This is a genomic window from Psychrobacter sp. CMS30 (assembly GCF_904846565.1).
Classification (GTDB): domain Bacteria; phylum Pseudomonadota; class Gammaproteobacteria; order Pseudomonadales; family Moraxellaceae; genus Psychrobacter; species Psychrobacter maritimus.
The window spans coordinates 24,666-47,849 of record NZ_CAJHBF010000021.1 but is presented as its reverse complement, the minus strand read 5'-3'; the positions used below and the strand labels follow the sequence as shown (position 1 = coordinate 47,849).

At 43.6% G+C, this 23,184-nt stretch carries 20 protein-coding genes; 13 read left to right on the top strand and 7 right to left on the bottom strand.

Annotation, left to right across the window (positions count from 1 at the left end; genetic code table 11):
• Positions 1 to 84: 84 nt before the first annotated feature.
• The 4 genes from JMX94_RS10945 to JMX94_RS10930 all read right to left on the bottom strand — a co-directional run bounded on the left by JMX94_RS10945 (position 85) and on the right by JMX94_RS10930 (position 3,423).
• Positions 85 to 1,002 (bottom strand): SEL1-like repeat protein, encoded by a 918-nt coding sequence (locus JMX94_RS10945; RefSeq protein ID WP_201565376.1) that lies wholly within the window; start codon positions 1,000 to 1,002, stop codon positions 85 to 87.
• A gap of 133 nt (positions 1,003 to 1,135) precedes the next feature.
• Complete coding sequence (locus JMX94_RS10940; protein ID WP_201565375.1) at positions 1,136 to 1,600, bottom strand: hypothetical protein; 465 nt, start codon at positions 1,598 to 1,600, stop codon at positions 1,136 to 1,138.
• Positions 1,601 to 1,780: 180 nt separating this feature from the next.
• Positions 1,781 to 2,311: an inorganic diphosphatase gene (locus tag JMX94_RS10935; protein WP_025651820.1), complete on the bottom strand. Its 531-nt coding sequence runs from the start codon at positions 2,309 to 2,311 to the stop codon at positions 1,781 to 1,783.
• A gap of 227 nt (positions 2,312 to 2,538) precedes the next feature.
• Positions 2,539 to 3,423, bottom strand: coding sequence for an octanoyltransferase (locus tag JMX94_RS10930; protein ID WP_201565374.1), 885 nt, complete (start codon positions 3,421 to 3,423; stop codon positions 2,539 to 2,541).
• Positions 3,424 to 4,038: 615 nt separating this feature from the next.
• On the opposite strand from JMX94_RS10930, the gene JMX94_RS10925 reads away from it, so the two are divergent.
• From JMX94_RS10925 to pncB, 5 genes are all read left to right on the top strand, one after another.
• On the top strand, positions 4,039 to 5,541 hold the full coding sequence (locus JMX94_RS10925; protein WP_201565373.1) for a coniferyl aldehyde dehydrogenase: 1,503 nt from the start codon (positions 4,039 to 4,041) through the stop codon (positions 5,539 to 5,541).
• A gap of 359 nt (positions 5,542 to 5,900) precedes the next feature.
• Positions 5,901 to 7,844 carry a glycine betaine ABC transporter substrate-binding protein gene (locus tag JMX94_RS10920; RefSeq protein WP_201565372.1) on the top strand — a complete coding sequence of 648 codons (1,944 nt, stop codon included), beginning with the start codon at positions 5,901 to 5,903 and terminating at the stop codon, positions 7,842 to 7,844.
• Between the two features lie 93 nt (positions 7,845 to 7,937).
• Positions 7,938 to 8,840, top strand: coding sequence for an ATP-binding cassette domain-containing protein (locus JMX94_RS10915; RefSeq protein ID WP_201565371.1), 903 nt, complete (start codon positions 7,938 to 7,940; stop codon positions 8,838 to 8,840).
• A 575-nt stretch (positions 8,841 to 9,415) separates the two neighbouring features.
• The gene (msrAB, locus tag JMX94_RS10910) at positions 9,416 to 11,266 is read left to right on the top strand and encodes a bifunctional peptide-methionine (S)-S-oxide reductase MsrA/peptide-methionine (R)-S-oxide reductase MsrB (protein ID WP_201565370.1); all 1,851 of its coding nucleotides are present in this window, start codon (positions 9,416 to 9,418) and stop codon (positions 11,264 to 11,266) included.
• A gap of 282 nt (positions 11,267 to 11,548) precedes the next feature.
• Positions 11,549 to 12,796, top strand: a complete 1,248-nt coding sequence (gene pncB, locus JMX94_RS10905; RefSeq protein ID WP_201565369.1) for a nicotinate phosphoribosyltransferase — start codon at positions 11,549 to 11,551, stop codon at positions 12,794 to 12,796.
• 12 nt (positions 12,797 to 12,808) lie between these two features.
• Here the strand turns inward: pncB and xseB are convergent, their stop codons facing one another.
• The 3 genes from xseB to JMX94_RS10890 form a co-directional block, all read right to left on the bottom strand.
• Positions 12,809 to 13,054, bottom strand: coding sequence for an exodeoxyribonuclease VII small subunit (gene xseB, locus JMX94_RS10900; protein WP_183617778.1), 246 nt, complete (start codon positions 13,052 to 13,054; stop codon positions 12,809 to 12,811).
• A 176-nt stretch (positions 13,055 to 13,230) separates the two neighbouring features.
• Positions 13,231 to 14,742, bottom strand: coding sequence for an exodeoxyribonuclease VII large subunit (gene xseA / locus JMX94_RS10895; protein WP_201565368.1), 1,512 nt, complete (start codon positions 14,740 to 14,742; stop codon positions 13,231 to 13,233).
• Between the two features lie 325 nt (positions 14,743 to 15,067).
• Positions 15,068 to 15,436 carry a hypothetical protein gene (locus tag JMX94_RS10890; protein WP_201565367.1) on the bottom strand — a complete coding sequence of 123 codons (369 nt, stop codon included), beginning with the start codon at positions 15,434 to 15,436 and terminating at the stop codon, positions 15,068 to 15,070.
• 287 nt (positions 15,437 to 15,723) lie between these two features.
• On the opposite strand from JMX94_RS10890, the gene JMX94_RS10885 reads away from it, so the two are divergent.
• The 8 genes from JMX94_RS10885 to JMX94_RS10850 all read left to right on the top strand — a co-directional run bounded on the left by JMX94_RS10885 (position 15,724) and on the right by JMX94_RS10850 (position 23,160).
• Positions 15,724 to 16,380 (top strand): alpha/beta hydrolase, encoded by a 657-nt coding sequence (locus tag JMX94_RS10885; protein ID WP_201565366.1) that lies wholly within the window; start codon positions 15,724 to 15,726, stop codon positions 16,378 to 16,380.
• A gap of 126 nt (positions 16,381 to 16,506) precedes the next feature.
• A complete protein-coding gene (gene zapE / locus JMX94_RS10880; RefSeq protein WP_201565365.1) occupies positions 16,507 to 17,613 on the top strand; it encodes a cell division protein ZapE in 1,107 nt (368 codons plus the stop codon).
• Between the two features lie 19 nt (positions 17,614 to 17,632).
• The gene (locus tag JMX94_RS10875; RefSeq protein WP_265088958.1) at positions 17,633 to 18,322 is read left to right on the top strand and encodes a nitroreductase; all 690 of its coding nucleotides are present in this window, start codon (positions 17,633 to 17,635) and stop codon (positions 18,320 to 18,322) included.
• Between the two features lie 212 nt (positions 18,323 to 18,534).
• Positions 18,535 to 19,839 (top strand): NAD(P)H-dependent glycerol-3-phosphate dehydrogenase, encoded by a 1,305-nt coding sequence (locus JMX94_RS10870; protein ID WP_201565364.1) that lies wholly within the window; start codon positions 18,535 to 18,537, stop codon positions 19,837 to 19,839.
• 92 nt (positions 19,840 to 19,931) lie between these two features.
• Entirely contained in the window at positions 19,932 to 20,390 is a 459-nt protein-coding gene (locus JMX94_RS10865; protein WP_201565363.1) for a histidine phosphatase family protein, read from the top strand.
• Between the two features lie 310 nt (positions 20,391 to 20,700).
• Complete coding sequence (gene gspL / locus JMX94_RS10860; RefSeq protein ID WP_201565362.1) at positions 20,701 to 22,032, top strand: type II secretion system protein GspL; 1,332 nt, start codon at positions 20,701 to 20,703, stop codon at positions 22,030 to 22,032.
• A 2-nt stretch (positions 22,033 to 22,034) separates the two neighbouring features.
• A complete protein-coding gene (gene gspM, locus JMX94_RS10855; protein WP_201565361.1) occupies positions 22,035 to 22,598 on the top strand; it encodes a type II secretion system protein GspM in 564 nt (187 codons plus the stop codon).
• Positions 22,599 to 22,734: 136 nt separating this feature from the next.
• A complete protein-coding gene (locus JMX94_RS10850; protein WP_201565360.1) occupies positions 22,735 to 23,160 on the top strand; it encodes a hypothetical protein in 426 nt (141 codons plus the stop codon).
• The last annotated feature ends 24 nt before the right edge of the window (positions 23,161 to 23,184 follow it).

Here is a 23,184-nt window from a genome sequence, read left to right as displayed (position 1 = left end):
ATGCCTTGCTGACAGTGACCTAGTGTTTTAATAATCTTATATCTACCAAAGATAATACCAACAATTGCTTTTTATTTGGGTAAATTAGTAACCTTGCTCATTTAGTTCTCTGTATGAATCACAGCCCAACTGAAGACCACCATCACAAGCCCTTCCATACCATTCTTTTGCATTAGTTTTATTTTGGCGAATACCTTTTCCATCTTGATAGAGCAACCCAAGGTTAAACTGAGCAGTGATATGATCCTGCTCCGCTGCCTTCTGATACCATTTAACCGCTGAAGCAAAGTCTTGCTCGACACCTTTTCCGTCTTGATAGAGCAACCCAAGGTTAAACTGAGCAGTGATATGACCCTGATCCGCTGCCTTCTGATACCATTTAACCGCTGAAGCAAAGTCTTGCTCGACACCTTTTCCGTCTTGATAGAGCAACCCAAGGTTAAACTGAGCAGTGATATGACCCTGATCCGCTGCCTTCTGATACCATTTAACCGCTGAAGCAAAGTCTTGCTCGACACCTTTTCTATCTTGATAGAGCAACCCAAGGTTAAACTGAGCAGTGATATGGCCCTGCTCCGCTGCCTTCTGATACCATTTAACCGCTGAAGCAAAGTCTTGCTCGACACCTTTTCCGTCTTGATAGAGCAAACCAAGGTTAAACTGAGCAGTGATATGACCCTGATCCGCTGCCTTCTGATACCATTTAACCGCTGAAGCAAAGTCTTGCTCGACACCTTTTCCCTCTTGATAGAGCAACCCAAGGTTAAACTGAGCAGTGATATGACCCTGATCCGCTGCCTTCTGATACCATTTAGCTGCCATCTTATTATCTTGCTGAACTTCTTGTCCTTCTTTGTAAGTCAATCCAAGGTTAAACTGGGCCTCAGCATCTCCTTGATTCGCTGCCTTTCGATATGAATTAATGTTCGGATTTAAACGTTGTTCATTATATGCCGGATTTTTTAAAGTTTTTAGCTTACGTTTTAGTAGTTTCAATGGCATTTTTTTTCTTCACGGTTGCTTTATTGATATAACTAATCTTATCAATAGGGAAATAATTACTATATTTAGATTATACACCAATGGAACCAGTTATTTTAACTTTTAAATCTACTAATAGACCGCTTATAACAGACTAGCCAAAAATTCGCCACATTATCCAAAATAGCCCTGCCATCACCGCAGCAATGACCAATAGCCGCTTTGCCCAATAAGGAATAAGCGGTTTTTTATAGCCCAAGTCATTAAGCTGACTGTCAACGCCCTCTTGTAGACTTTGGAAGCCTTGCTCTGTGGGCGTGGTTTTAACGCGAGTCTTCGTCAAGCGCTCCGACTCTTCTTCCACTTGTTCTCTATCAAAGCTAAAGGCTTGGCTTGGGATGCCTTGTTTGTTGGCGATAGTCGTGAGGGTTTGCTGCTGCTGGTTCTTTAGCGCAAGCTCATAAGCATCTATCCGAGATTTGGCGGCATCCATACTGATATTTTCATCAGCGGCCAAGGTTTTAATTGCCTGCACCAAATTGCCTTTTTCGACCATCATCATAACGGCTTTTGGCAGTTTTTTATTAGCGGGCGTTGAGCCTGAATCAGAGTCAAACATGACAGTCCTTATTTGGGTGTGATACTAGGTAGGTGAGGGTATTATAACCATTTTATCGGCGCAAAATTCAAGCAAAAAAAATACCGCAGCCATTATCATGTCTGCGGTATTTTCATGGCGCTTATCCTATTTTAATAAAAAAATGGCAATAAACGCTTCTTATAAATTATCTAGGACAATTTATAGGTCTTTCCAACGTTGGATAGACTCTTTGATGACTTCTTTAGCTTCTGCGACGTCACCCCAAGATTCGACCACCGTTGTACCTGCTTTTTTAAGGTCTTTATAGTGGCTAAAATGGAACTGTAATTGATTGATAAGCTGCTTTGGTAAGTCTTCTAGGCTGTTATAAGCATTACCTGTATCACGGTCGTCAGCCGGTACGACGACGATTTTGTCATCAACTTCGCCATCATCAACGAATTTCATCACGCCGATTACTTTCGCTTTTAAGAAAATACCAGTAGGCAAAGGCTGTTCTGTGATGATAAGCGCATCTAACTCGTCGCCATCTTCATCAAGGGTTTGCGGAATAAAACCGTAGTTACAAGGTTTAGCAAAAATCTGTGGGTCAACACGGTCAAGCTCAAAAACTGCCAATTCGCGATTCCACTCAATTTTATGGCTGCTACCAGTTGGGATTTCTACGACCACATTAATGATGCCGCCATCGACGTCGCCTGCGTCCAAAATTTTATTAAAATCTGCCATAAATTGCTCCAAGGTGCTTTTGTTATGAATGCTTCAATGATAAAGGGTTAAATGTTGGCGCGCTAAGGTTATTGCTGCGCCCAATTTGTGCGCCTGCGATTATAACAAGTTTGACTCAAATTTTCTCACAATGCTTAAGTCTAAGCGTGCACGATATTATGCAAAAAAGGATTATGCAAAGAACAGTATTTAATTTAAAAAAACTGTGTATAAAGGACTTAGGAAAATTACTTTGGGGCGAGGGCACGTAATTGGATATGTCCAGCATGACGTTTGGCAATATTATCGATAAGCTTTTGGGTCACTTGCTCATAGCTTAAACAGTTGGCAATTGCTTGCATAGATTGTTCCGCTGCCTGCACTGCCATTTGTTCATCCGCCGTTTGCTCATCCTGCGTTTGCTCATCCATCGCAACGAAGTCAGCCAGTCGTAACATTTGCATGCCCGCATAGCCGCAAGGATTAATCGCATTAAAGGCCGATAAATCACAATCTAAATTAATAGCGACCCCATGATAACTAAAACCATGCTTGATTTTAAAGCCAAGTGAGGCAATTTTACCGAGCATAATGGCGTCATCAGCGGGTGCGTTAGACAGAGATTGAGCGTTCTCGTTGCTGGCAATATTTAGATGACTATATAAATAAACACCGGGCGCATCACGGCGGGCATGGGCGCTGATATCGGCACTGGTATTGACACTATTAGACGCGTGGCTTTTTAGGCAGTCATTGACCACATCTTCAATCGCTTGTTCGGCGTGCGATACCATATTGCGTACACTCCAGCCTAAACTTTCTAAATCAAACAACCAATAGATAACCAGCTGCCCATGCCCGTGCCATGTCACCTGACCACCGCGGTCGGTCTTGATAATAGGGGTATTGGTACGTTGCAGGATATGCTCTTCTTTACCGGCTTGTCCAAGCGTATAGACATCATTATGATCGACAATCCATAGCTCGTCAGGGGTGCGTAGACCTTGCTCTTTTTTGAGCGCGATACGCGCCAACGTACGCGATAGCATGGCATCAAGGGTAGGGACATAATCAGCAGCTGAGAGCGACTTGCTGACTAGCATTTCATTGAGGGGTTGCGCGGTATTTTGCATAAGAATGACTGTCTTATATTTTGATGTTTTAGAAGGATGTTTTTAGAGTCTAGTTGCCTAGAGTGATAGTCAATACTAAATATAAGCAATAGATTTATACACAGATGCTGCTCGGATTAATCTTCCTTGCTGTGCCGATGCAGACAGAGGCTGCGAAAAATTAATCCCAACAGCATGATCGCATTTGTAGAGTGGATAAACCCTATTACTGCGATTCAGTGTAGCAGTTTTAGCAATTGTGCCCAACTCTATATTTGCATCCGCTGCGCTATCCGCTTACTCCATTTAGCGGCAGTAAAAATACTGATAAATAGCAGCAATATAGGCTTTAAATGACACGTATTTCATACAGACCCACTAGTCAATCAAAGGTGCTGTTCATTCACTGGTCGATGCGCTACATTAAACGGCGTTGACTAAAATAGTGTCGAATAGCATTGAAAGGAATCTCATCTGCCTTCATTATTGAAAACGGTTCATCAACAGCCATCAGTTGAAGGTGAGTATATAAGTGCCATATAGGATATAGACGGCGTATATAACGCCTGATCATGTATTCAGAGTCTTAAATCTATTATAGCGTGCCGACTCTAACGCCTATGACAAGGAAGATAAATGACCGATAATAATCAGAACACGCTTTTCCAAAGCGAGCCGACGCCAACCAGCCAAGCTCAAGCTTCAAACCAGGCCAATGATGCAAACGAATCCCTAAGCATCATTAAGACCGTCGCTGATATGCAGGCGCAATTTTTACGCCTACAAAGTTTGAGCCGCACGCAGCCCATCAATGATTGGGCCACGCGTGAAAATCAACTTGACAATCTAGAGGTGATGCTAAGCGACAATCAAGAGCTACTTGCCAAAGCGATTAGCGCCGATTTTGGCTATCGCAGTGAGTCAGAAACTCAGTTCGCTGAGCTTTTTCCGAGCTTTACCGGTATCAGCCATGCCAGAAAACATGGTAAAAAATGGATGAAACCGCAGCGTGTATCGATTTCAGCGCTTTATATGCCGGCTCATAATGAGATTCAGCCGCAGCCGCTTGGCGTGGTCGGTATTATGGTGCCTTGGAATTACCCGCTGTTTTTGGCAGTCGGACCTATGATTGATGCACTGGCGGCGGGTAATCGTATTATGATTAAAATGAGCGAGGCCGCACCGCAATTTGCCCAAACGTTCGCTGAAACTATTTCACGTTATTTTTCACCGGATATGGTTTCTGTGGTCATCGGCGAAGTTGAGATTGCTCAAGCATTTAGCCAAATGCCCTTTGACCATTTATTATATACCGGCTCAACCCCGGTCGGCAAAAAGGTCATGGCTGCTGCTGCACCAAATTTAACGCCGGTCACCCTTGAGCTTGGTGGTAAGTCGCCTGTCGTCATTTTGGAAGGTGCCAACTTAGAAAACGCCGTCAATCGCGTGATGATGGGCAAAACGCTTAATGCCGGTCAGACATGTATTGCGCCTGATTATGTGCTCATTCCGCGTCGATATCATGAAGAGTTTATCCGTCTGGCAAAAGAGTGGATGGAAAAACATTATCCCAATATTGCAGACAATCCTGACTATTCGCACATCATTAATGGTGCGCAGTTTAAACGTGTACAAGGCTATCTAGATGGCTTGGCAGGCGATGAGGTTCATCCGCTGACTGATACGGATGCTGATATTGACAGCCGCCTGATGCCACCGGTGATTGTCAGTGAGCCTGCGCCTGATAGCGATGTCATGCAAAACGAGATTTTTGCCCCGATTTTACCGTTGATGCACTATGACAGCCTTGAGGATGCCATTCGTTTTATCAATGAGCGCCCACGCCCGTTGGCGCTATACGTCTTTGGTGATAACAATAGCGAGATAGATCAGGTGCGTAATAATACGGTATCGGGTGGCCTGTGTATTAATGAAGTCATTATGCATGTGGCGCAACATGATTTGCCGTTTGGCGGTGTTGGACACTCAGGTACGGGCGCTTATCACGGTAAAGCTGGCTTTGAGCGTCTTAGTCATATGAAGCCTGTGTTTGTACAATCGAAGTTGAATGGTCTTAATATTTTACTACCGCCATACGGTGGCTTGTTTAAAAAAGCCATGGCGCTGTTTTTGAAATAGCCAATAATAAAATAGCCAATGATAAAACAGTTTTTGGTTAAGCAAGAAACACGATAAAAAATAGCATCTACTGAGGTAGGTGCTATTTTTTTGCCTAAAATTTAGTCATTAATAACCAATAGTTAAAAACCAACAATTAAAATTAATGAGCATTTGTCATCCTATCTATAAATCGCTACACTTTGTAGTAAGCCTAAACGATTATAGTGTCAATTTTAGATTAATCAGCAATAGCTAATTTAGGTATTAATCACCCAACTAGTCAAAGGCAACATACTCTTGGTTCAAGATGTCAGTACTACTAACTTTAGCGTTAATACTGATAATAAAAACAATAAAAACAATAAATAGGATATCCCATGCGCCAATGGATTGCGTTAAGTTTACTGTGTATGAGTGCCTTGTTGCTGCCGGTATCGGCGTCAGCAGCTTGTGATGCACCTATCAAATTTGGCGCACTGACGTGGGAGAGCGGTCAGTTTATCTCTGGGGTGCTTAAGTACATTGCTGAAGATGGCTATGATTGTACAATTGAAGAAGTGCCGGGCGCCGGTCCTGCGCTTGAAACGGCATTATCACAAAACGACATTCAAGTGATCGGCGAGCAGTGGGTTGGGCGCTCGCCAATCATGGAGCAAGCCATCGCCCAAAATAAAGTCGCGGTCATTGGTGATACGCTGAAGGGCGGTGCTACTCAAGGTTGGTATGTACCCAAATATGTCCTAGACGAAAATCCAGGTCTACGCAGTTATCAAGATTTGCCGAAGTACGCTGAGCTGTTTAAAGACCCTGAAGACCCAAGAAAATCGCGTTTTATGAACTGTCCATCTGGTTGGACGTGTGAGATATTTAATAGCCGTTTGCTTAAAAATACCGGTTTAGACAGTATTTTTAACAATGCCCATCCCGGAACCGGTGCTGCGCTCGATGCAGAGATTGCCTCCGCTTTTGAACAGCATAAACCGCTATTATTCTATTACTGGCAGCCTACAGGCTTGATGGCAAAGTATGACTTTGCGCCATTAGCATTTCCCGCCCATGACGACGCTTGCTGGCAAGACTTGCTACTTGCTGATGGCACAGCGGACTGTGTTTCTGGATTTCCAGTATCACCTTTAGGTATCGCGGTATCGACACCGTTTATTGAATCTAATCCTGAGCTGGCTGCTGTCTTCAAAAAGGTTCAGTTTAGCTCCGATGAGCTCAATGGGGCTATCTTAGAGATGAGTGAAAGTAAACGGAGCGGCGATGAGCAAGCCTTAACGTTTTTGCGTGAGAATCCAAACGTCTGGCAACATTGGCTATCTGAGGAAGCGGCCACAAGACTTGCTGCTAAGTTAGGTATTAGCCTAACAGGCGCGGCTGTTGCGAATACTGGTGACCGTAATAATAATGCATCCAGTGCTAACAAATTTGGCCTATCATCAAGCTTTCCTTCGTGGTCACTTGAGACCCCGCTTAATAATACCTTAGCAAACGTTGTCCAAAACTACGGTGACGTCTTTCGTACTATCAGTACGGTGGCGTTAACCTATCTCTTGCTACCCATTGAGCGGCTATTAACGGTTATTCCGCCTTGGCTAATTATCGCACTTGTGACGGTATTGGCGTGGTTTGGCGTGCGTAAAATTTGGTTTGCGCTAGCGTGCGGGGCAGGATTGTTTCTTATCGGCGCCTTTGGGCTATGGGGCGCCTTGATTGACACCTTTGCGCTGCTTATCGTATCGGTATTGGTCACGGTAGTGATTGGTATTCCTATTGGCATTGCCATGTCAGGCAGTAAAATCCTGCGTAAGATTGTGACACCGATACTAGATGTCATGCAGACTATGCCAAGCTTTGTTTATCTTATTCCGGTGCTCATGCTGTTTGGTATTGGTAAAGTACCAGCGCTATTTGCCACCATTATTTATGCCTTGCCGCCACTGATTCGTTTGACGACTTTGGGCATTACCCAAGTCAATCATGAGATGGTCGAAGCAGGGCGCTCGTTCGGTAGTACGCATCTGCAGCTACTTATTTGGATTAAATTACCTCAAGCGCTCCCCAGTATCATGGCGGGTATTAATCAGGCGGTAATGATGTCACTTTCTATGGTGGTATTGGCTTCTATGATTGGTGCCCCCGGTCTTGGCGAAGATGTTTTGCAATCTATCCAAACGCTCAATATCGGTCAGGGCTTGCAAGCAGGTACAGCGATTGTCATCGTTGCGATTATCATTGACCGTATTACGCAAGCATTCGGTCAAGGTAAGCGCGCACGGCAAAAAACCATCGATGCTGGCAGACGTCCGATTGGTTAGCACTGTGCTCCATATTAGAAGTGAATATCACAAGCAGTAAAAGTGACCATCACAAAACAACGCAAATAAAAAATACAAATAGCGAGAGCAACGATGAATCATATCCAGCTAGAGAATATCAGTAAGATTTATAATGCCAATAGCTCGCAAGCACAGTCTGCATTGGCATTATTGGCTGAAGGTATGGATAGCATTGCGGTCAAGGAGCAAACGGGCTATTCGGTCGGGCTATATGATATCAATTTGAATATTAAGGCGGGCGAGCTGCATTGTATTATGGGGCTATCAGGCTCGGGTAAATCAACCTTGATACGCCATATCAATCGCTTGATTGACCCAACCAGTGGCAAAATATGGGTTGATACCAGTATCAATGCAAAAAATAAGGGCAACGCGCAAAGCCCGATAGCAGAGGAAGGTTCGTCCCAAACCGCTGCCAATACCAACTCGGCTATTAATATTTTAGAGCTTAATGATAAGGAGCTACAACATTATCGGCAGCAAACGGTCAGCATGGTATTTCAGCACTTTGGCTTAGTGCCACATATGACGGTGATGCAAAACGTCGCTTACGGTCTGCGTGTACGTAAAATGAGTGTGAGCGAGCGTCATGAAGTTGCTCGGCATTGGCTTCATGAAGTCGGGCTGCCAAACTTGGAGCACAGCTATCCTGATGAATTGTCTGGTGGTATGCAGCAGCGTGTCGGGCTAGCACGCGCGCTGGCAACGGATAATCCAATCTTGCTGATGGACGAAGCATTTTCGGCGCTTGACCCACTCATTCGTGCGCAATTGCAAGACCAATTACTTGAGCTACAAGCACGGCTCAATAAGACCATTGTCTTCATCACCCATGATATCGATGAAGCTGTCAAAGTCGGTCAGCGTATTAGTATTTTAAATGGTGGGCGCTTAGTGCAAACGGGTACGCCAAATGAATTACGTCAAAATCCAGCCGATGATTATGTTGCACAGTTCATGAGGGCTAAAAGTTAATTCAGTCAGGCGCTATATTTGCTTAACAATTAATTTTTTAAATTAACTGCTACAAAAAAATGACTTTAATAGCGGGTTTTTAAGTGTTAATTAATCAGATAAGAGATTGATTTGTTTGCAGATATTGATTTTCCCCTCATTTATCCTCATATAAAAGTAACTAAGCAAAGAGTAACTAAGCAAAAGTCACTAGATAAACAGTCACTAAACAAAAAGTGACTAGGCCTCATTATTCCTTCCACTACTCCCATATCTCTAATTTCTATATCAACAGCCTTACTGCGTTGTTAAAAAAGTGTAGTGAGCTGTTATAAACTCTTAAAGGAAACTCCATTATAGGTTTATACTATTAAGATAATCTAATGCAGATAAGTGTCTTATGCTTATCTTAAATTTTAGCCATCTTTACCTAACCGCCTTTATCTCATAACCTTTATATTTATTCTGTCTTGCTTTTATAACGCTATTAACGCATTTAGTCTAAGCATATTTACCCTAATAAACAGCATAACAAGCCTATAAAAGACCATTCAAACTAAGTATTTGCTCGCAAGACTTCGTAAAAAGGATCCACCATGCTACCTGATAAACAAGATAATAAGTCTCATAATACAAATCGTTATGATAAGCGCAGCAATGCTAGTGATTTAGCGACATCTTCACCGCGTGCAGCAGCGCGTTGGCTGAAAAATGTCAGCGCTTTTGGGGTGACGACCGTATTAAGTGCAGGGATATTGGTGGCTTGTGGGCAAATGAGTAGCGCGGAAAACAATGCTAAGAGCAATGCCAGTAGTAGCGCCAATACAGGTAGCCAAAACAGTGGCGTGAAAAGCTCACGTGATATGTTACCGTCTGACATGCTTGGGCAAATGCAGGCGTTGCCGCAATTAACAAAGGGCTTGGGCAAAACAGGTGCTGCGGTCATTGACCCTAATAAACCTACTTTGATTAAATTCTGGGCAAGCTGGTGCCCGTTATGCCTAGGGACGCTTGCAGAAACCGAGGAATGGCGTACCGATCCTAAATTTGCTGATTTAAATGTCGTCACCGTTGCCAGTCCTGGTCATCTCAATGAAAAAGCCGATGGCGAGTTTAGTACTTGGTATGCGGGCGTGCAAGCCGACTATCCGAAGCTGCCAGTATTGTCTGACGCTTCGGGCAAGCTGATTAATAAGCTTGGCGTACAAGTGTATCCTAGCTGGGCGATACTCGATAAAAACGGCAATTTGGTGCACTTGGTAAAAGGAAATATATCAGCAGAGCAAGCCTATGCCCTCGCTGAAAACGCTGATAATGACTTTGCCGAACTAAAAGCAGGCAATGCCAAACCGGCAAACGCCCAAACCTTAGATAACAATAGTAAAATTGAAACCATTAAGCAAAAAGATGGCGTTTATTATAACGATAAAGGTAAGGCGATTAATACGCGCTCAATCTATCTGGCAGGTGGCTGTTTCTGGGGCGTAGAAGCTTATATGGAACGCGTCGAAGGTGTCGTCGATGCGGTATCAGGCTATGCCAATGGCGAGACGGCTAATCCAAGCTATGAGCAAGTGATTCGTGGCTCAGGGCATGCCGAAGCTGTAAAAGTAACCTATGATGCGGATAAAACCGATCTTGATACTATCTTAAAATACTACTTACGCGTGATAGATCCAACCAGTCTTAATAAGCAAGGTAATGATCGCGGCGTTCAGTACCGTTCTGGCGTTTATTACACCGATAAAGCAGATAAAGCGGTGATTGATGCTGCTCTCAAACGTGTGCAAAGCCAGTATAAACAAAAAATTGTGGTAGAAAACGCACCGCTGGATAATTTTTACTTGGCTGAGATGTATCATCAAGATTATTTGGCAAAAAATCCAAATGGCTACTGTCATGTCGATTTAAGCCTCGCCGATGATAAGCCGGAAGGCACTGCGCGTACCAAGCTTGCGCCTGCAAATACGGTTGCTGAAACCTTAGATCCTAAACGCTATGCGGGCTTTGATAAAGGCGCGCTGAAGAATACTCTGACCAAAGCACAATACAATATCACGCAAGATGCCGGTACTGAGCGCGCCTTTAGTCATGAATACGATGATTTATTTGCGCCGGGTATTTATGTCGATGTGGTAAGCGGTGAACCACTATTTTTATCAACCGATAAATATCAATCTGGCTGCGGTTGGCCAAGCTTCACCAAACCAATTGATAAGCAAGTCATTACCCAACACGCCGATACCGCCTTTAATATGGTGCGTACTGAGATTCGCTCACGGGTAGCAGACTCGCATTTGGGTCATGTATTCCCTGATGGACCAAAAGACCGTGGCGGGCTGCGTTATTGTATCAATGGCGGGGCGTTACAGTTTATCCCCGTCGATGTGATGCCGCAGTCAGGCTATGCGCCCTTGGTAAAATTGGTAAAGCCTGCAAAACCTTAATGATTAACCTTGATAATTAAACTCATGAAGATACGTTAAGTATAGGCTTAACGTCTTTTTTATGGCTGATGTTTCAAATTTATAGGCTATAGCCACATGATGAATACGTTTATTATCGTTGTATTTTTGCTGTTATAACCGTTGAATTATGAAAAATGAGACAAACTTCGTTATACTCAAAATCTTAACGTTTTCTATTATTAGCACCATGATAGTTATTGATACCTATTTCGTCGCTCGCTTTGTTTGGCGGCTTTTCATTTTTGTATTTAAGGCTGTAACATGACCGTTACTCATACTTCTAAAACTTTTGAACCCATTATTACTTCTTTACTCGATAACGATTTGTATAAATTTACCATGCTGCAAGCCATGCTGCATCAGTTTCCGCAGACCCATGGTGTTTATCGCTTTCGCTGCCGCAATAATCAAGACACGGTTTATCCTTTAGCTGATATCAAAGAAGATTTAGAGCAACAGCTAGACAGCTTATGTGAGTTGCGATTTTTAGAAGATGAGCTGGAATATTTACGTAAGTTGCGCTTTATGCGCTCAGACTTCGTGGATTATTTGGAATTATTTAAGCTAAAACGGCGTTTTATCACCGTCAGTATCGATGACAAAAATCGTCTGTGTATCGATATTGAAGGGCCGATGATTCAGGCGATGTTCTTTGAGGTGTTTGTATTAGCGATAGTCAATGAGCTGTATTTTAGGGCGTTATCAAATGCCAGCGTCATTGAAGAAGGGCAGCGTCGGCTTGATGAAAAAGTGGCTTTATTGCATCGCTATGCAGAAGAACAAGCAAATTACAGCCGTGATAAACCGACACCGCCGTTTATCGTCGCTGATTTTGGGACTCGTAGACGTTTTAGTAAAGTATGGCAAGCTCATGTGGTTGAGACTTTACATAAAGCGGAACCAAAAATTGTCAGCGGAACTTCCAACGTTTATTTAGCAAAAAAACTTGGAATGACGCCGATAGGGACGATGGCACATGAGTTTATGCAGGCATTTCAGGCATTGGATGTGCGTTTGCGTGATTCACAAAAAGCCGCGCTTGAAGCGTGGGTACATGAATATCGTGGTGATTTGGGTATTGCGCTGACCGATGTCGTTGGTATGGATGCGTTTTTACGCGACTTTGATTTGTATTTTGCCAAGCTTTTCGATGGTCTGCGTCATGATAGTGGCGACCCGTATATCTGGGGTGACAAGGCGATTGCTCATTATAAGAAATTAAAGATAGACCCAAGAACCAAGATTTTAACCTTTAGTGATGGCTTGGATTTAAATAAAGCTTGGGATTTACATCAGTACTTTAAAGGTCAAATAAGAACCAGCTTTGGCATTGGCACTAATTTGACCAATGACATGGGCATCACCCCGATAAATATCGTCCTGAAATTGGTTGAATGCAATGGACAGCCAGTTGCTAAGCTGTCGGACAGCCCAGGCAAGACCATGATCAATAATGATACCTATCTTGCCTATTTGCGCCAAGTATTTGAAGTCGATGAGCCAGAGTAGAATTGACTTAGCTTAAATGTCGCTATTCTCTGTGGTATCTTCTTCGGCGAAGGCGGCATCTAATGCTTGCTGTACCGCATTGATACGGGTTTCGCAAACGCGATAAGCGGCAATCGATTCTTCCACTGTCGTCATAAGATTATCGATATCTGGCTCATCTTGTTGCTGTAGTTCAGCGGCATTGGTTTTTAGAATATCATAAGCCGCCTTAAAAGTTTTTGGGGCGGCTTTTTTGCGTTTGCGAGTAGGGGTTGTCATAAGGTTTCCTAATTTTGAAATAAAAATTCAGTAGATGAGTAATTGTTAAATATTTTAGTTTCAGGAGTCTGCTGCTGGTATAAATTTTCCTTGCTTGCTGTGTGACTTCGTCACTGTTCGAGGCTACGCAAAATTTATCCGAGCAGCTCTGTATTTTTATGGCAAATAGACTATAACTAATTGGTCTCTACATCAATAATTTGTGCTTTTGCCTTACCATCTTTTAAGACGATATGTACCGTTTGCTCAGCATAAAGCTGCGTACTGCTGGTTAGTATCTTTTTATCTTTTGCATCAGTCAGCATGGTATAACCTTGCTTAAGCACGCGAGAAGGACGATGCAAGAGTACAATATCCCGCAGATGCTCGCTATCACGTCGTGCTTGTAGCAACTGCTGCTGCGCACTGTGCATAATCGTTTTTTTATTGTTTTGACTGTGTGTAGATGCGCTTGCTAACTGCTGATAAGCAGAGGCTTGAGTTTGCGTGCGCAAATCGCTGGTTAGTCTAGCAGCTTGCTTCACCTGTCGCTGAGCGCTTTGCTGAATACTACGCCAAGCATAATCACTGTCTTTTTGCAGGGCGGTCAATTGACCAATCGTTTGCGATTGTATTTGGCTCAACTGGCGTGTCGTCTGTTGCTCAGCAGTGTTTAATTGACGCTGCACTGCTTGTTTAATTTGCGCTTGGTATTGCAGCGTTTGCGTGACCAATTGCGCTAAATGCGCCATGATAGCGGCAATGACTTTTGACGGCGTATCAAAGCTGGTATGCGCCACTTCATCTAAGATAACTTTGTCACGCTCATGACCGATACCGACCCAGACAGGGATAGGTTGCTCGGCAACGAGCGCGGCCAGCTCATAATCGTTGAGATAGGCTAAATCACCAACGGCACCGCCACCACGAATAATGACTAACAAATCCGGCAGGCGCTGATAAGTATCATAAAACTGCTGCTGGGCGCTGACGATAGCTTGACGGATTTCACTTGGTGCATGATTACCCTGAAAGGTAGCGTGATGATAATGGAAATGACAGGCACCTGTGCGAGCTAAGCGGTCAGCATCCGCTTGAAAGTCGCCCAATCCGGCGGCTTTTTCAGGGGCAATGACCAGCACATGCTCAATATCAAATGGAATAGATAATTGCTGATTGAGGTTTAATAAGCCTTCGCCAGTCAAGCGGTCGACCATTTCGGCATATTGCCGTGCCAAGTCGCCTAAAGTATAGCTTGGGTCGATATCTTCAATGGTGAGTGAAAAGCCATATTGCGCATGGAAGCCTGCCGATACTTTGAGTAATACGGTCAAATCACGGTCAAGCGGCATGCCTGTGGCGCGCTCAAACTTTGCTAAGACGCGTGCGGCTTTAAAGCGCCAAAGGTTACCACGGCAGCTGGCAATGACTTTACCGTCGTCATCTTTTTCTGCCAGCTCAAAGTAATAATGCCCACCTTTACTTGATAAATTACGAATTTCAGCTTTGACCCATACGCGGTGATTAAAGGTTTGTTTGATGACCATATCGACCGCCGATAGATAGTCGCTCAGCCGCAAAACCGTATCTTCTAAACTGACTTCGAGACTGTTTTCTTGCTCAGCCAGTTCGGCCTCCAAGGTCGCTAAATCTTTGGCAGGCGCTAAAACCTTAGTTTGTTTCGTATGTGACAGGTTGGGTTTGCGCATAATAATAGACCAAAGGTAAGAAGGTTTAAAAACGGGCTGCTTATATAGTAGAGTCTCTTTTATAGTAGAGTCACTTTAAAATCAATATAGTGCGACTGGGATGAATTTTTCGCAGCCTCTGTGATAGCAGTAAGCAAGGAAAATTTATACCAGTCGCAAATAGCCACTAGTTATAGACTGATTTGAATGTATGGGACATTAGTTAGGGTAGTTTACCCCAAAAGTGCCGCTACAAAAAGTAAAGCCAATAAGCCGCGATGAATATACTATCTATCTCGCAAACTTATTGGCTAAAAGCTCATAGCTTTGTTAAATAATAACTGTCTTATTGGCAACGAAAGTTAATCATATACTCATAATCATCTTTACGTGATAAGTCCGGTGAACCCGTACCAAATATCGAACCGATGACTGCGCCCGCTTGCCCAATCATACGACCAGTTTGTTCATTTAAAATACCATTATATTTTACTTTGTCATCAACGATAATTACCTGCTTGTTTCGGCAGGTTTTTTGCGCGCTGTCTATCGCATTTTGCTGGGCTTTTACTTTGGTATCGGCAATGCCAGTGGTTTCATAAATAGAATTGGCGCGTTGGATAACCGGCGAAGAAGGCGTACTTTGGCAAGCGCTTAATGCTAATGCCGCTGCTAATGTTGCCGTTAAAGTCAAGGTTTTATTAAAAGTATTCATAACTGTTTCCTAAAAGGCTGTTAGTTAAACATAAAAAATAAACAGTATGAATCTAACCTATCGTACTCTTGAGTGTCTAGGCTGTTATTGTGTTTGATATTGCAGGTATATGTCATATTGGCAATGAAGCAGTGGAGATTTTTCTGAAATCAGCAGTTATTCAAGGTGATTGCTCCTTACCGTCACTCCAAAATGAGACAAACAGCACCAGTACACAGCAAATCACTTGAAATATAAACCATATCTAGGATAATTGGACTATTCATTCTTAATTAGTAAGTAATTCTATGCAACTGATTCCTGCTCCTGCTGGCGTGCTCGAAGTTGACGCACTTTGGCAACAAGACAGTCCTAACGATCCCAATACCGATACGGTGGCGCTGCTTTGCCATCCTAATCCGTTATTCGATGGTACGATGAATAATAAGGTAGTCACGACCATGTATCGATTTGCGCGTGATAATGGCATGCATGTGGTACGTTTTAACTTTCGCGGTGTTGGGCAGTCAACTGGCGAGCACGATTATGCGGAAGGGGAAGTAGTAGACGCAATGACCGTGCTACAATGGATTGCAGAGCAAACCAACGCACGTAAATTGTGGTTGGGTGGTTTTTCCTTTGGCGGTTATGTCACGGCACGTGTTGCTGAGCAAGTCATGGTGTCGCCGCATATTTGGGGGCTGAGTGATTTTGAGATAGAAAAAGTTGCCCTTATTGCGCCATCCGTTGAAAAAAATGACAACAGTGACATTACCTTACCCGTTGATAAAACTTTTGAGATATACGGGAATGAAGATAATGTTATTGCGCCGGCGAGTATGCAGGAATTTGCTGAACGCTTAGGGTTAGCGGTTAGTGTCATTGATGGCGCTGGGCACTTTTTCCACGGGCGTTTATCTGAGCTTAAAGGCTTGTTAGAAGAACATAGCTTTGGTATTAAATAGCTAATTTTTTAGATATTACCATCCGATGTTGTGTAGCTAATTAGCGATAGAATTTCCGCTTTAATATGGTTAAGCAAATAACATCCACCATTTTTATATTTATTTTGTCTAATGATGAGTCGTATTATGAGTTTATCTCCCTTGCAACGTTATGAGCAGGCCATTAGCACTGATGAGTTTACTCGAGATGAGCAACAATATCAGGCGATGAGCTATTTAGATGAGTTGTATCATCAGCTCAACAATAGCGTGGAACAAAAAAAAGGCTTTTTTAGCTTTTTAAAAGCAAAGCCCGTCGCGCCCAAAGGTTTGTATATGTGGGGCGGGGTAGGACGTGGTAAAACATGGATGATGGATATGTTTTACGACTCTTTAACCATTGAGCGTAAGATGCGCCAGCATTTTCATCACTTTATGCAGCGCGTCCATCAAGAGCTAAATAATCTGCAGGGTCAGAGCGATCCGTTGGAAAAAGTCGCGGATATTATCTATGCAGAAGCAGTGATTATCTGCTTTGATGAGTTCTTTGTCTCCAACGTCTCCGACGCCATGATTCTGGGTGATTTGTTCACCATGTTATTTAATCGTGGCGTAACTTTGGTCGCCACATCAAACATTGAGCCATCCGGTCTCTATAAAGATGGTCTGCACCGTGACCGCTTTATGCCGGCTATCGCCGAAGTTGAGCGCCATACGACGGTAATGAATATTGACTCTGGCATTGATTATCGCCTGCGTGTCTTGCAGCAGGCGGAGCTATATGAGTCGCCTTTGACTAAGGCCAATCACCATTGGCTTGCTAACCGTTTCGCCAGCTTATCTAATAATCAAAAAATCAGCAATGAGCCTATTACTATCAATGGTCGTGAAATTAGAATTAATGCGCGTACCGAAGATATTTTATTCTGTGACTTCCGTCATTTATGTATGGAGCCACGCTCAGCGTCTGATTTTATTGAAATTGCCAAAGAGTTTAGCACCGTCTTAATCAATGCCGTACCCGCTTTAGATGATAATTTGCGTGATCCTACCCGCCGTTTTATTTATCTGGTTGATGAATTTTATGATCGCCGCGTAAAATTACTGGTACGAGCAGAGCAGTCTATTCTTGAGCTGTATCAAGGAGAGAAGTTAGCGTTTGAGATTGAGCGTACGCGTTCACGCCTGCTTGAGATGCAGTCAGAAGATTACTTAAGAATGGAGCATCGAGTCGAAGATACGGATGCAGCATAATAAAAAATAAGGATACATTATGAGTAATTCAGCAGACAGCTTAGAAGAGAGTAACGATAGTAGCGCTGAGCAATCAAGTAAAAGCGCGCCGCAAAATAATACCGAAAGCCCCATAGTGACAAATGCGCAAGTGACCGATGAGCAGCTGATTAATTGGATTAAGTCGAGACGCAGCATCGGCAACCTGAGTATTCCGGCACCGACAGAAAGTCAGATTAAAGCGGCTATCGATTGTGCAGTTACCGCGCCTGATCACAAAAAACTGCAACCATGGCGCTTTATTGTTACCCAAGGCAATGCACGTCATGACTTGGGTCGTGCCTTTTTAGCAGCCGCTGAAGCACAAGCGGCACAAGAGGGTGAAACGCTGTCTGAGAAATCTCGCCAAAAAACCTACAATATGCCGCTACGTGCGCCGGTGATTATTACGGTCGTTACCCAAATGCAAGTGCATAAAAAAGTACCACCTTTTGAGCAAATGCTAAGCACTGGCGCCGCAGTTCAAAACCTTATTTTGGCGCTAAAAGCCCAAGGGTTTAGTACGGTTTGGCGCACAGGCTTGCTATGTAATGAGCCTGCCGTTAAAGCGTATTTTGGCGTTGGCGCAGATGATTATGTCACGGCTTTTGTTTATACTGGCAGCAGTCCTTGTGATATGCCCACGCGCAAGCCCATTGATATTGAGCCATTGCTACGCTTCGAGTCATAAAGGCAATAGCGTAGTAGGGTTACAGAGATATCATGGCAGGGCAGATGCGGCGCTAAAGTCACTCATTAAAGAGAATAATGAGTAAATTAATCAGGTTGTTCGATTAAAATAGCGATTTTATATCAATAATTGTTGAAACATGCCGTTAGTCTCCCTGTATACTCAGCATCAAATCTACTCATAATTCAGTCAGTCAACACGGATAAAAGAATATGACCAGCGCTAATGACAAAAATAAAGACAAAAGTATAGATAGCAGTCAGGCAGAGAATAAAGCAGATGAAAAACAAAACAGTTTGCTGTCAGGTATCATTGAGCGTGCTACCAAATCAGGGCTTGGACGTAAGAAGCTCAATCCTAGCGCGGTTGAATCTGCCGTGGCAAAAAATATGGCAGAAATCCATAATAATCCAACCAAATTGCGTCTGGCGTTTTTAGGTGGTGGTAGTTTTGGTACGGCAATGGCAAACTTGGCCGCCCGTAATGGCTGTGATACCACGCTGTGGGTACGCAATAAGCGTACGGTTAAAGCAATGGCAAAGACGCAGACCAATAAAAAATATCTGCCCGGTTATAAGCTTGATGATCGCCTCAAATACAGCCACGATTTACAAGCGGCGGTCAAAGATACCGATATTATTTTTATAGCTGTTCCAGGTCTTGCATTTCGAGAAACCCTTAAAAGTATCGCGCCCTTTATTAGCGGGCAATCTATCGTTTCTTTGACCAAAGGTATGGAGAAAGATACCTTCGCTTTAATGAGTGATATTATTAAAGATGAGCTACCGGAAGTAAACTTTGGCGTAATGTCAGGGCCAAACCTTGCCATCGAAATCATGAAAAATATGCCGTCTGCTACGGTGATTGCCAGTGACTCTGAGCCATTACGCCATGCGGTACAAGCAGCGCTACACAGTGCGTTTTTTAGAGTGTTTGCCAGTGATGATGTTCGCGGTGTCGAGCTTGGTGGCGCGCTCAAAAACATTTATGCCATTGCAATGGGAATGGCGGCAGCTTATGAAGTAGGTGAAAATACCAAAGCCATGATACTGACCCGTGGCTTAGCAGAAATGAGCCGTTTTGGTGTGCATGCTGGTGCCAATCCGCTGACCTTTTTAGGTCTGTCGGGCGTCGGCGACTTATATGCTACTTGCAGCTCAGAGCTGAGTCGCAACTACCGTATTGGTAATATGCTCGGTCGCGGTATGACCATCGATGCGGCGGTCAAAAAACTGGGTCAGACCGCTGAAGGTGTCAATACCATTCAGCAGGTACATGAAAAAGCCACCAAAGAAGGCATTTATATGCCGATTACCCATGCCTTGCATGCAGTTATTTATGAAGATAAAGCGGCACTTGGCGTTGCTTTACATCTTATGGAAGCGGGCTTCCGTAGCGATGTTGAGTTTGTCATGGAGCATGACCATAGCAATGCTTCATTAACGGCGCAAATGCAAACAGCAAGTAGCAATGCGAAAAATGCTAAAAATAAAAAAGCGGATGGCGATAATAAATAAAGCGCTTAGCAAAATGTCGCTTCAGTATAATAATTAAATAGCATTAGTATCGAAATAGTCAGGTAAAAGCAACAAACAAGGTGGTTAAGATTATGAAAATTATCTTAGTACGTCATGGTCAAGCAGAAGATGAAACGCGCCCAGACAGTGCGCGTCAGCTGACTGATTTTGGTCAGCAGCAAGCTGCGCAAACGGCAGAGTATATTACCACTCATTATCAACCTGACTGTTTTGTCGTGAGTCCTTATAAGAGAGCGCAGCAGACGCTAGCGGCATTACAGTTACGCGCCCCTAACGTGCCCTCACAAATACAAGAAAATATCACGCCGTCTGACGATGCCCGTCAGGCGCTCATCGATATTGGTAATATTGAAGCAGAGTGTCTGGTGGTCGTCTGTCATATGTCTATTGTTGCTCACATCGCAGGGCTGCTAACGGGTGATTATCCTGAGTCGTTCTCTTTAGCAGAAGCGCGTGTGTTTGAGATGGATTTTGTGATGACAGGTATGGCAACCGAGATTGATCGTTTTGTTCCTGCTCAACCTTATTAGTATCAACAATATAGTCAGATCCATATATAGTCAGCTCCATATTAAGAAGACACAGTGAGACTGGAATGAATTTTTTGTAGCCTCTGTCGGCGTAGGCACAGCAAGCTAGAAAAATTTGTACCAGTTTCACCTTGTCAGATAACGTATCCATGTTATTTAGTATCGACTATATAAACGCTCGTAAAACTATCTAGATTTTTGCTAGACCGCAGCTTTAACGAATAACCATTTTAATGAACAGTAGCTTTAAATGGCAGCTTCAATAAGCAATGGCTTTAAACAACAGCTTTGATAATTAAGGACACATTTGGTGTTACATGTTTGGTTAAGAGCGCAGCACAGTCCTCTAGCGGTCTGGCATGAAGACATAAAGCAATGGCAATTGATTGACGGCTGGCAACAGCTGCATGATATTTATGGTAGCTATAAAACCAATAGCCAGAAATCTGTTTGTCTGTATTTTCCCTCAAGCCATGTCTTACAAGTAGATTCTGAGCTAAATACTGCTCAGCTCAAACAATTAGGTATGAGCGGTAAGCAGTATTTATTTGAAGAAACTTCTCTAACGCCGGTTGAGCAGTTAGCCATTCGGCAAATGACTGAAAATACCAGCCATCATCTCTATGCTTTGGCTCAAAGCGATATCGAATCATGGCAGCAAAGCGCCAAGCTCGCTGGCATGAACATCGTAGCGTTACTGCCTGACTTTTTATTACTGCCAACGCCAGAAGAGGGCGCAGGGCAGCAAATTATATTATACCAAGACCAACAAACCATACTGCTGCGCCAATCCTTACATCAAGGCATGGCAGTCAGTTACTTGCCTTTAATCTTTGAGCGTTTTCCGCATTTGAGCGAAGTGCTGCTATTACCAGCCATCGATGACATCTTTGATGACTCTAGTGCCGTTGTTCATCAAGCTTCTAATAACGGTCTTGCTGAAAACATTGCTGATGGATTAGAACTTGGTACTGATCTTGGTATTAATTTAACAAAACCTGCAACCACAGCCAGCGCCTCTACTCAAACAGCGGCAATGATTGCCGAGCATCAATTACTATTAACCACGCTTCCCGTTACTCCTAAACCGCTTGAAAATCCTGAACGTCATGCGCTGAACTTTTTTATTAAATCAACCGATTCGCAATTATCACCGTATCTACGGGTGGCGATGATGGTCGCGCTGACGGCATTGGTATTGCAAATGGCGACCGATGGGGTGCAATGGTATCAATATAAGGCGGCGACCGCGGCAACCAAAACCGAGATTGCGAGCCAGTATCAGTCTTGGTTTCCAAATGAGCCACTTAGTACGCGCACAAAGCTACAAGTGCAAGTGCAACCAAAACTGCGTAGTGATAGCCAAGCGCCTGATTCTCACATAGCGGTATTGGCACGTATATCACCGTTGATTAAACAGTCGTCATTACGAGCGCAGGCGTTAGTCATGCAGCCAGCGGCGCTTAGCTTTACACTGATTGCGCCCGACCGTGGCAGTCTTGATCAATTTACCAATACGCTTGTCGCCCAAGGCTTAAACGCCAAATTAGAACAAGTGAATGGCAATGAGCAAGGGCAGTTTAGTGGTCAAGTGACCGTTGATGTGGTAGCAAACAATAGCAGCGTCAGCAATAAAGGGTAACCATGAAAAGATTACAGCGCCTCGCCAAACGCAGCACTACTGCTACTAACCCTCGAAGTGGTGCTTTATCAGTGCGCATGAGTAGTTACCAAAGTATTTTAGCGACACGTTGGCAGGCATTGTCTGCGCGCGACCAATTAGCTCTGCTGTTATTGTCAGTGTTTTTGCTGTTATTTGTCGGTGGCTATGGCGGCTATAGCGTCCATCAAGCTGCAAACGCTAGCAAAAATGAGTATCAAGAGCAGGTCGCCGATTATTTTTGGTTACGTGCCCAAGCCGGTAATGTTGACAGCAATGCGTTAAATGCAGCTAGTAGTGCAGATGGCGTAGATGCCATGCCGCCGGCTAGCAGTATTAATGCGCTGCTAAACAATTCAGGTATTGCCGATGCGCAGGTCATTGCTGCTGGCGATGCGGTGCAATTAAGCTTTACGCATCCAAGTCAAGCGGTGGTGAGCGGTGCACTGGGTAAGCTTGAGCAGCAAGGTTGGCAATTTACCCAACTGTCGATGCAGCAAGATTTGGTCACTAAAGCGATTCAGGTACAGGCGACCGTAACTTCTTAAGAGGTATGCCTAACAACTTTTACACCTAACAAGTTGATGTTTAAGTACCTTTATATTTTAAAATATGCTGCATTGAAACCTTGCTCAATTGCCACAATAATATAGCTATTAGCCACAGAATATAACGAGTGACCGTATGATAAACAATCCCAATAATACGATGAGTGATAATAAGCGCCGTTCTTTGATTACCTATAATCACATCACGTATTTGCTCTATGTGCTCAGCTATTTTACCGCGGGACTGCTGTGGATTGTGCCTATCTTTATGAATTATGCCAAACGCCGCGATGCTGATAATACATGGCTTGCCACCCATTTTGATTGGCAGATTAAAACGTTTTGGTATAGCATCGTCTTTTTTGTTATTGGTGTGCTTATCATCACATTTGCCTTAGGTGGTTTTGGCGTAAGTATGTTTGCTGACAGTAATAATATTGCCATCGGCTCGGTATTATTGGCCAGTTTAGGCTTTATTATTATGGGCTTTACTTTTATTTGGCATCTATACCGTATTGTACGCGGTTGGATTGCGCTTGCTGATGGCCGCCCAGTTCCGTAAGCTAAAAGCATGGATATCAATAAG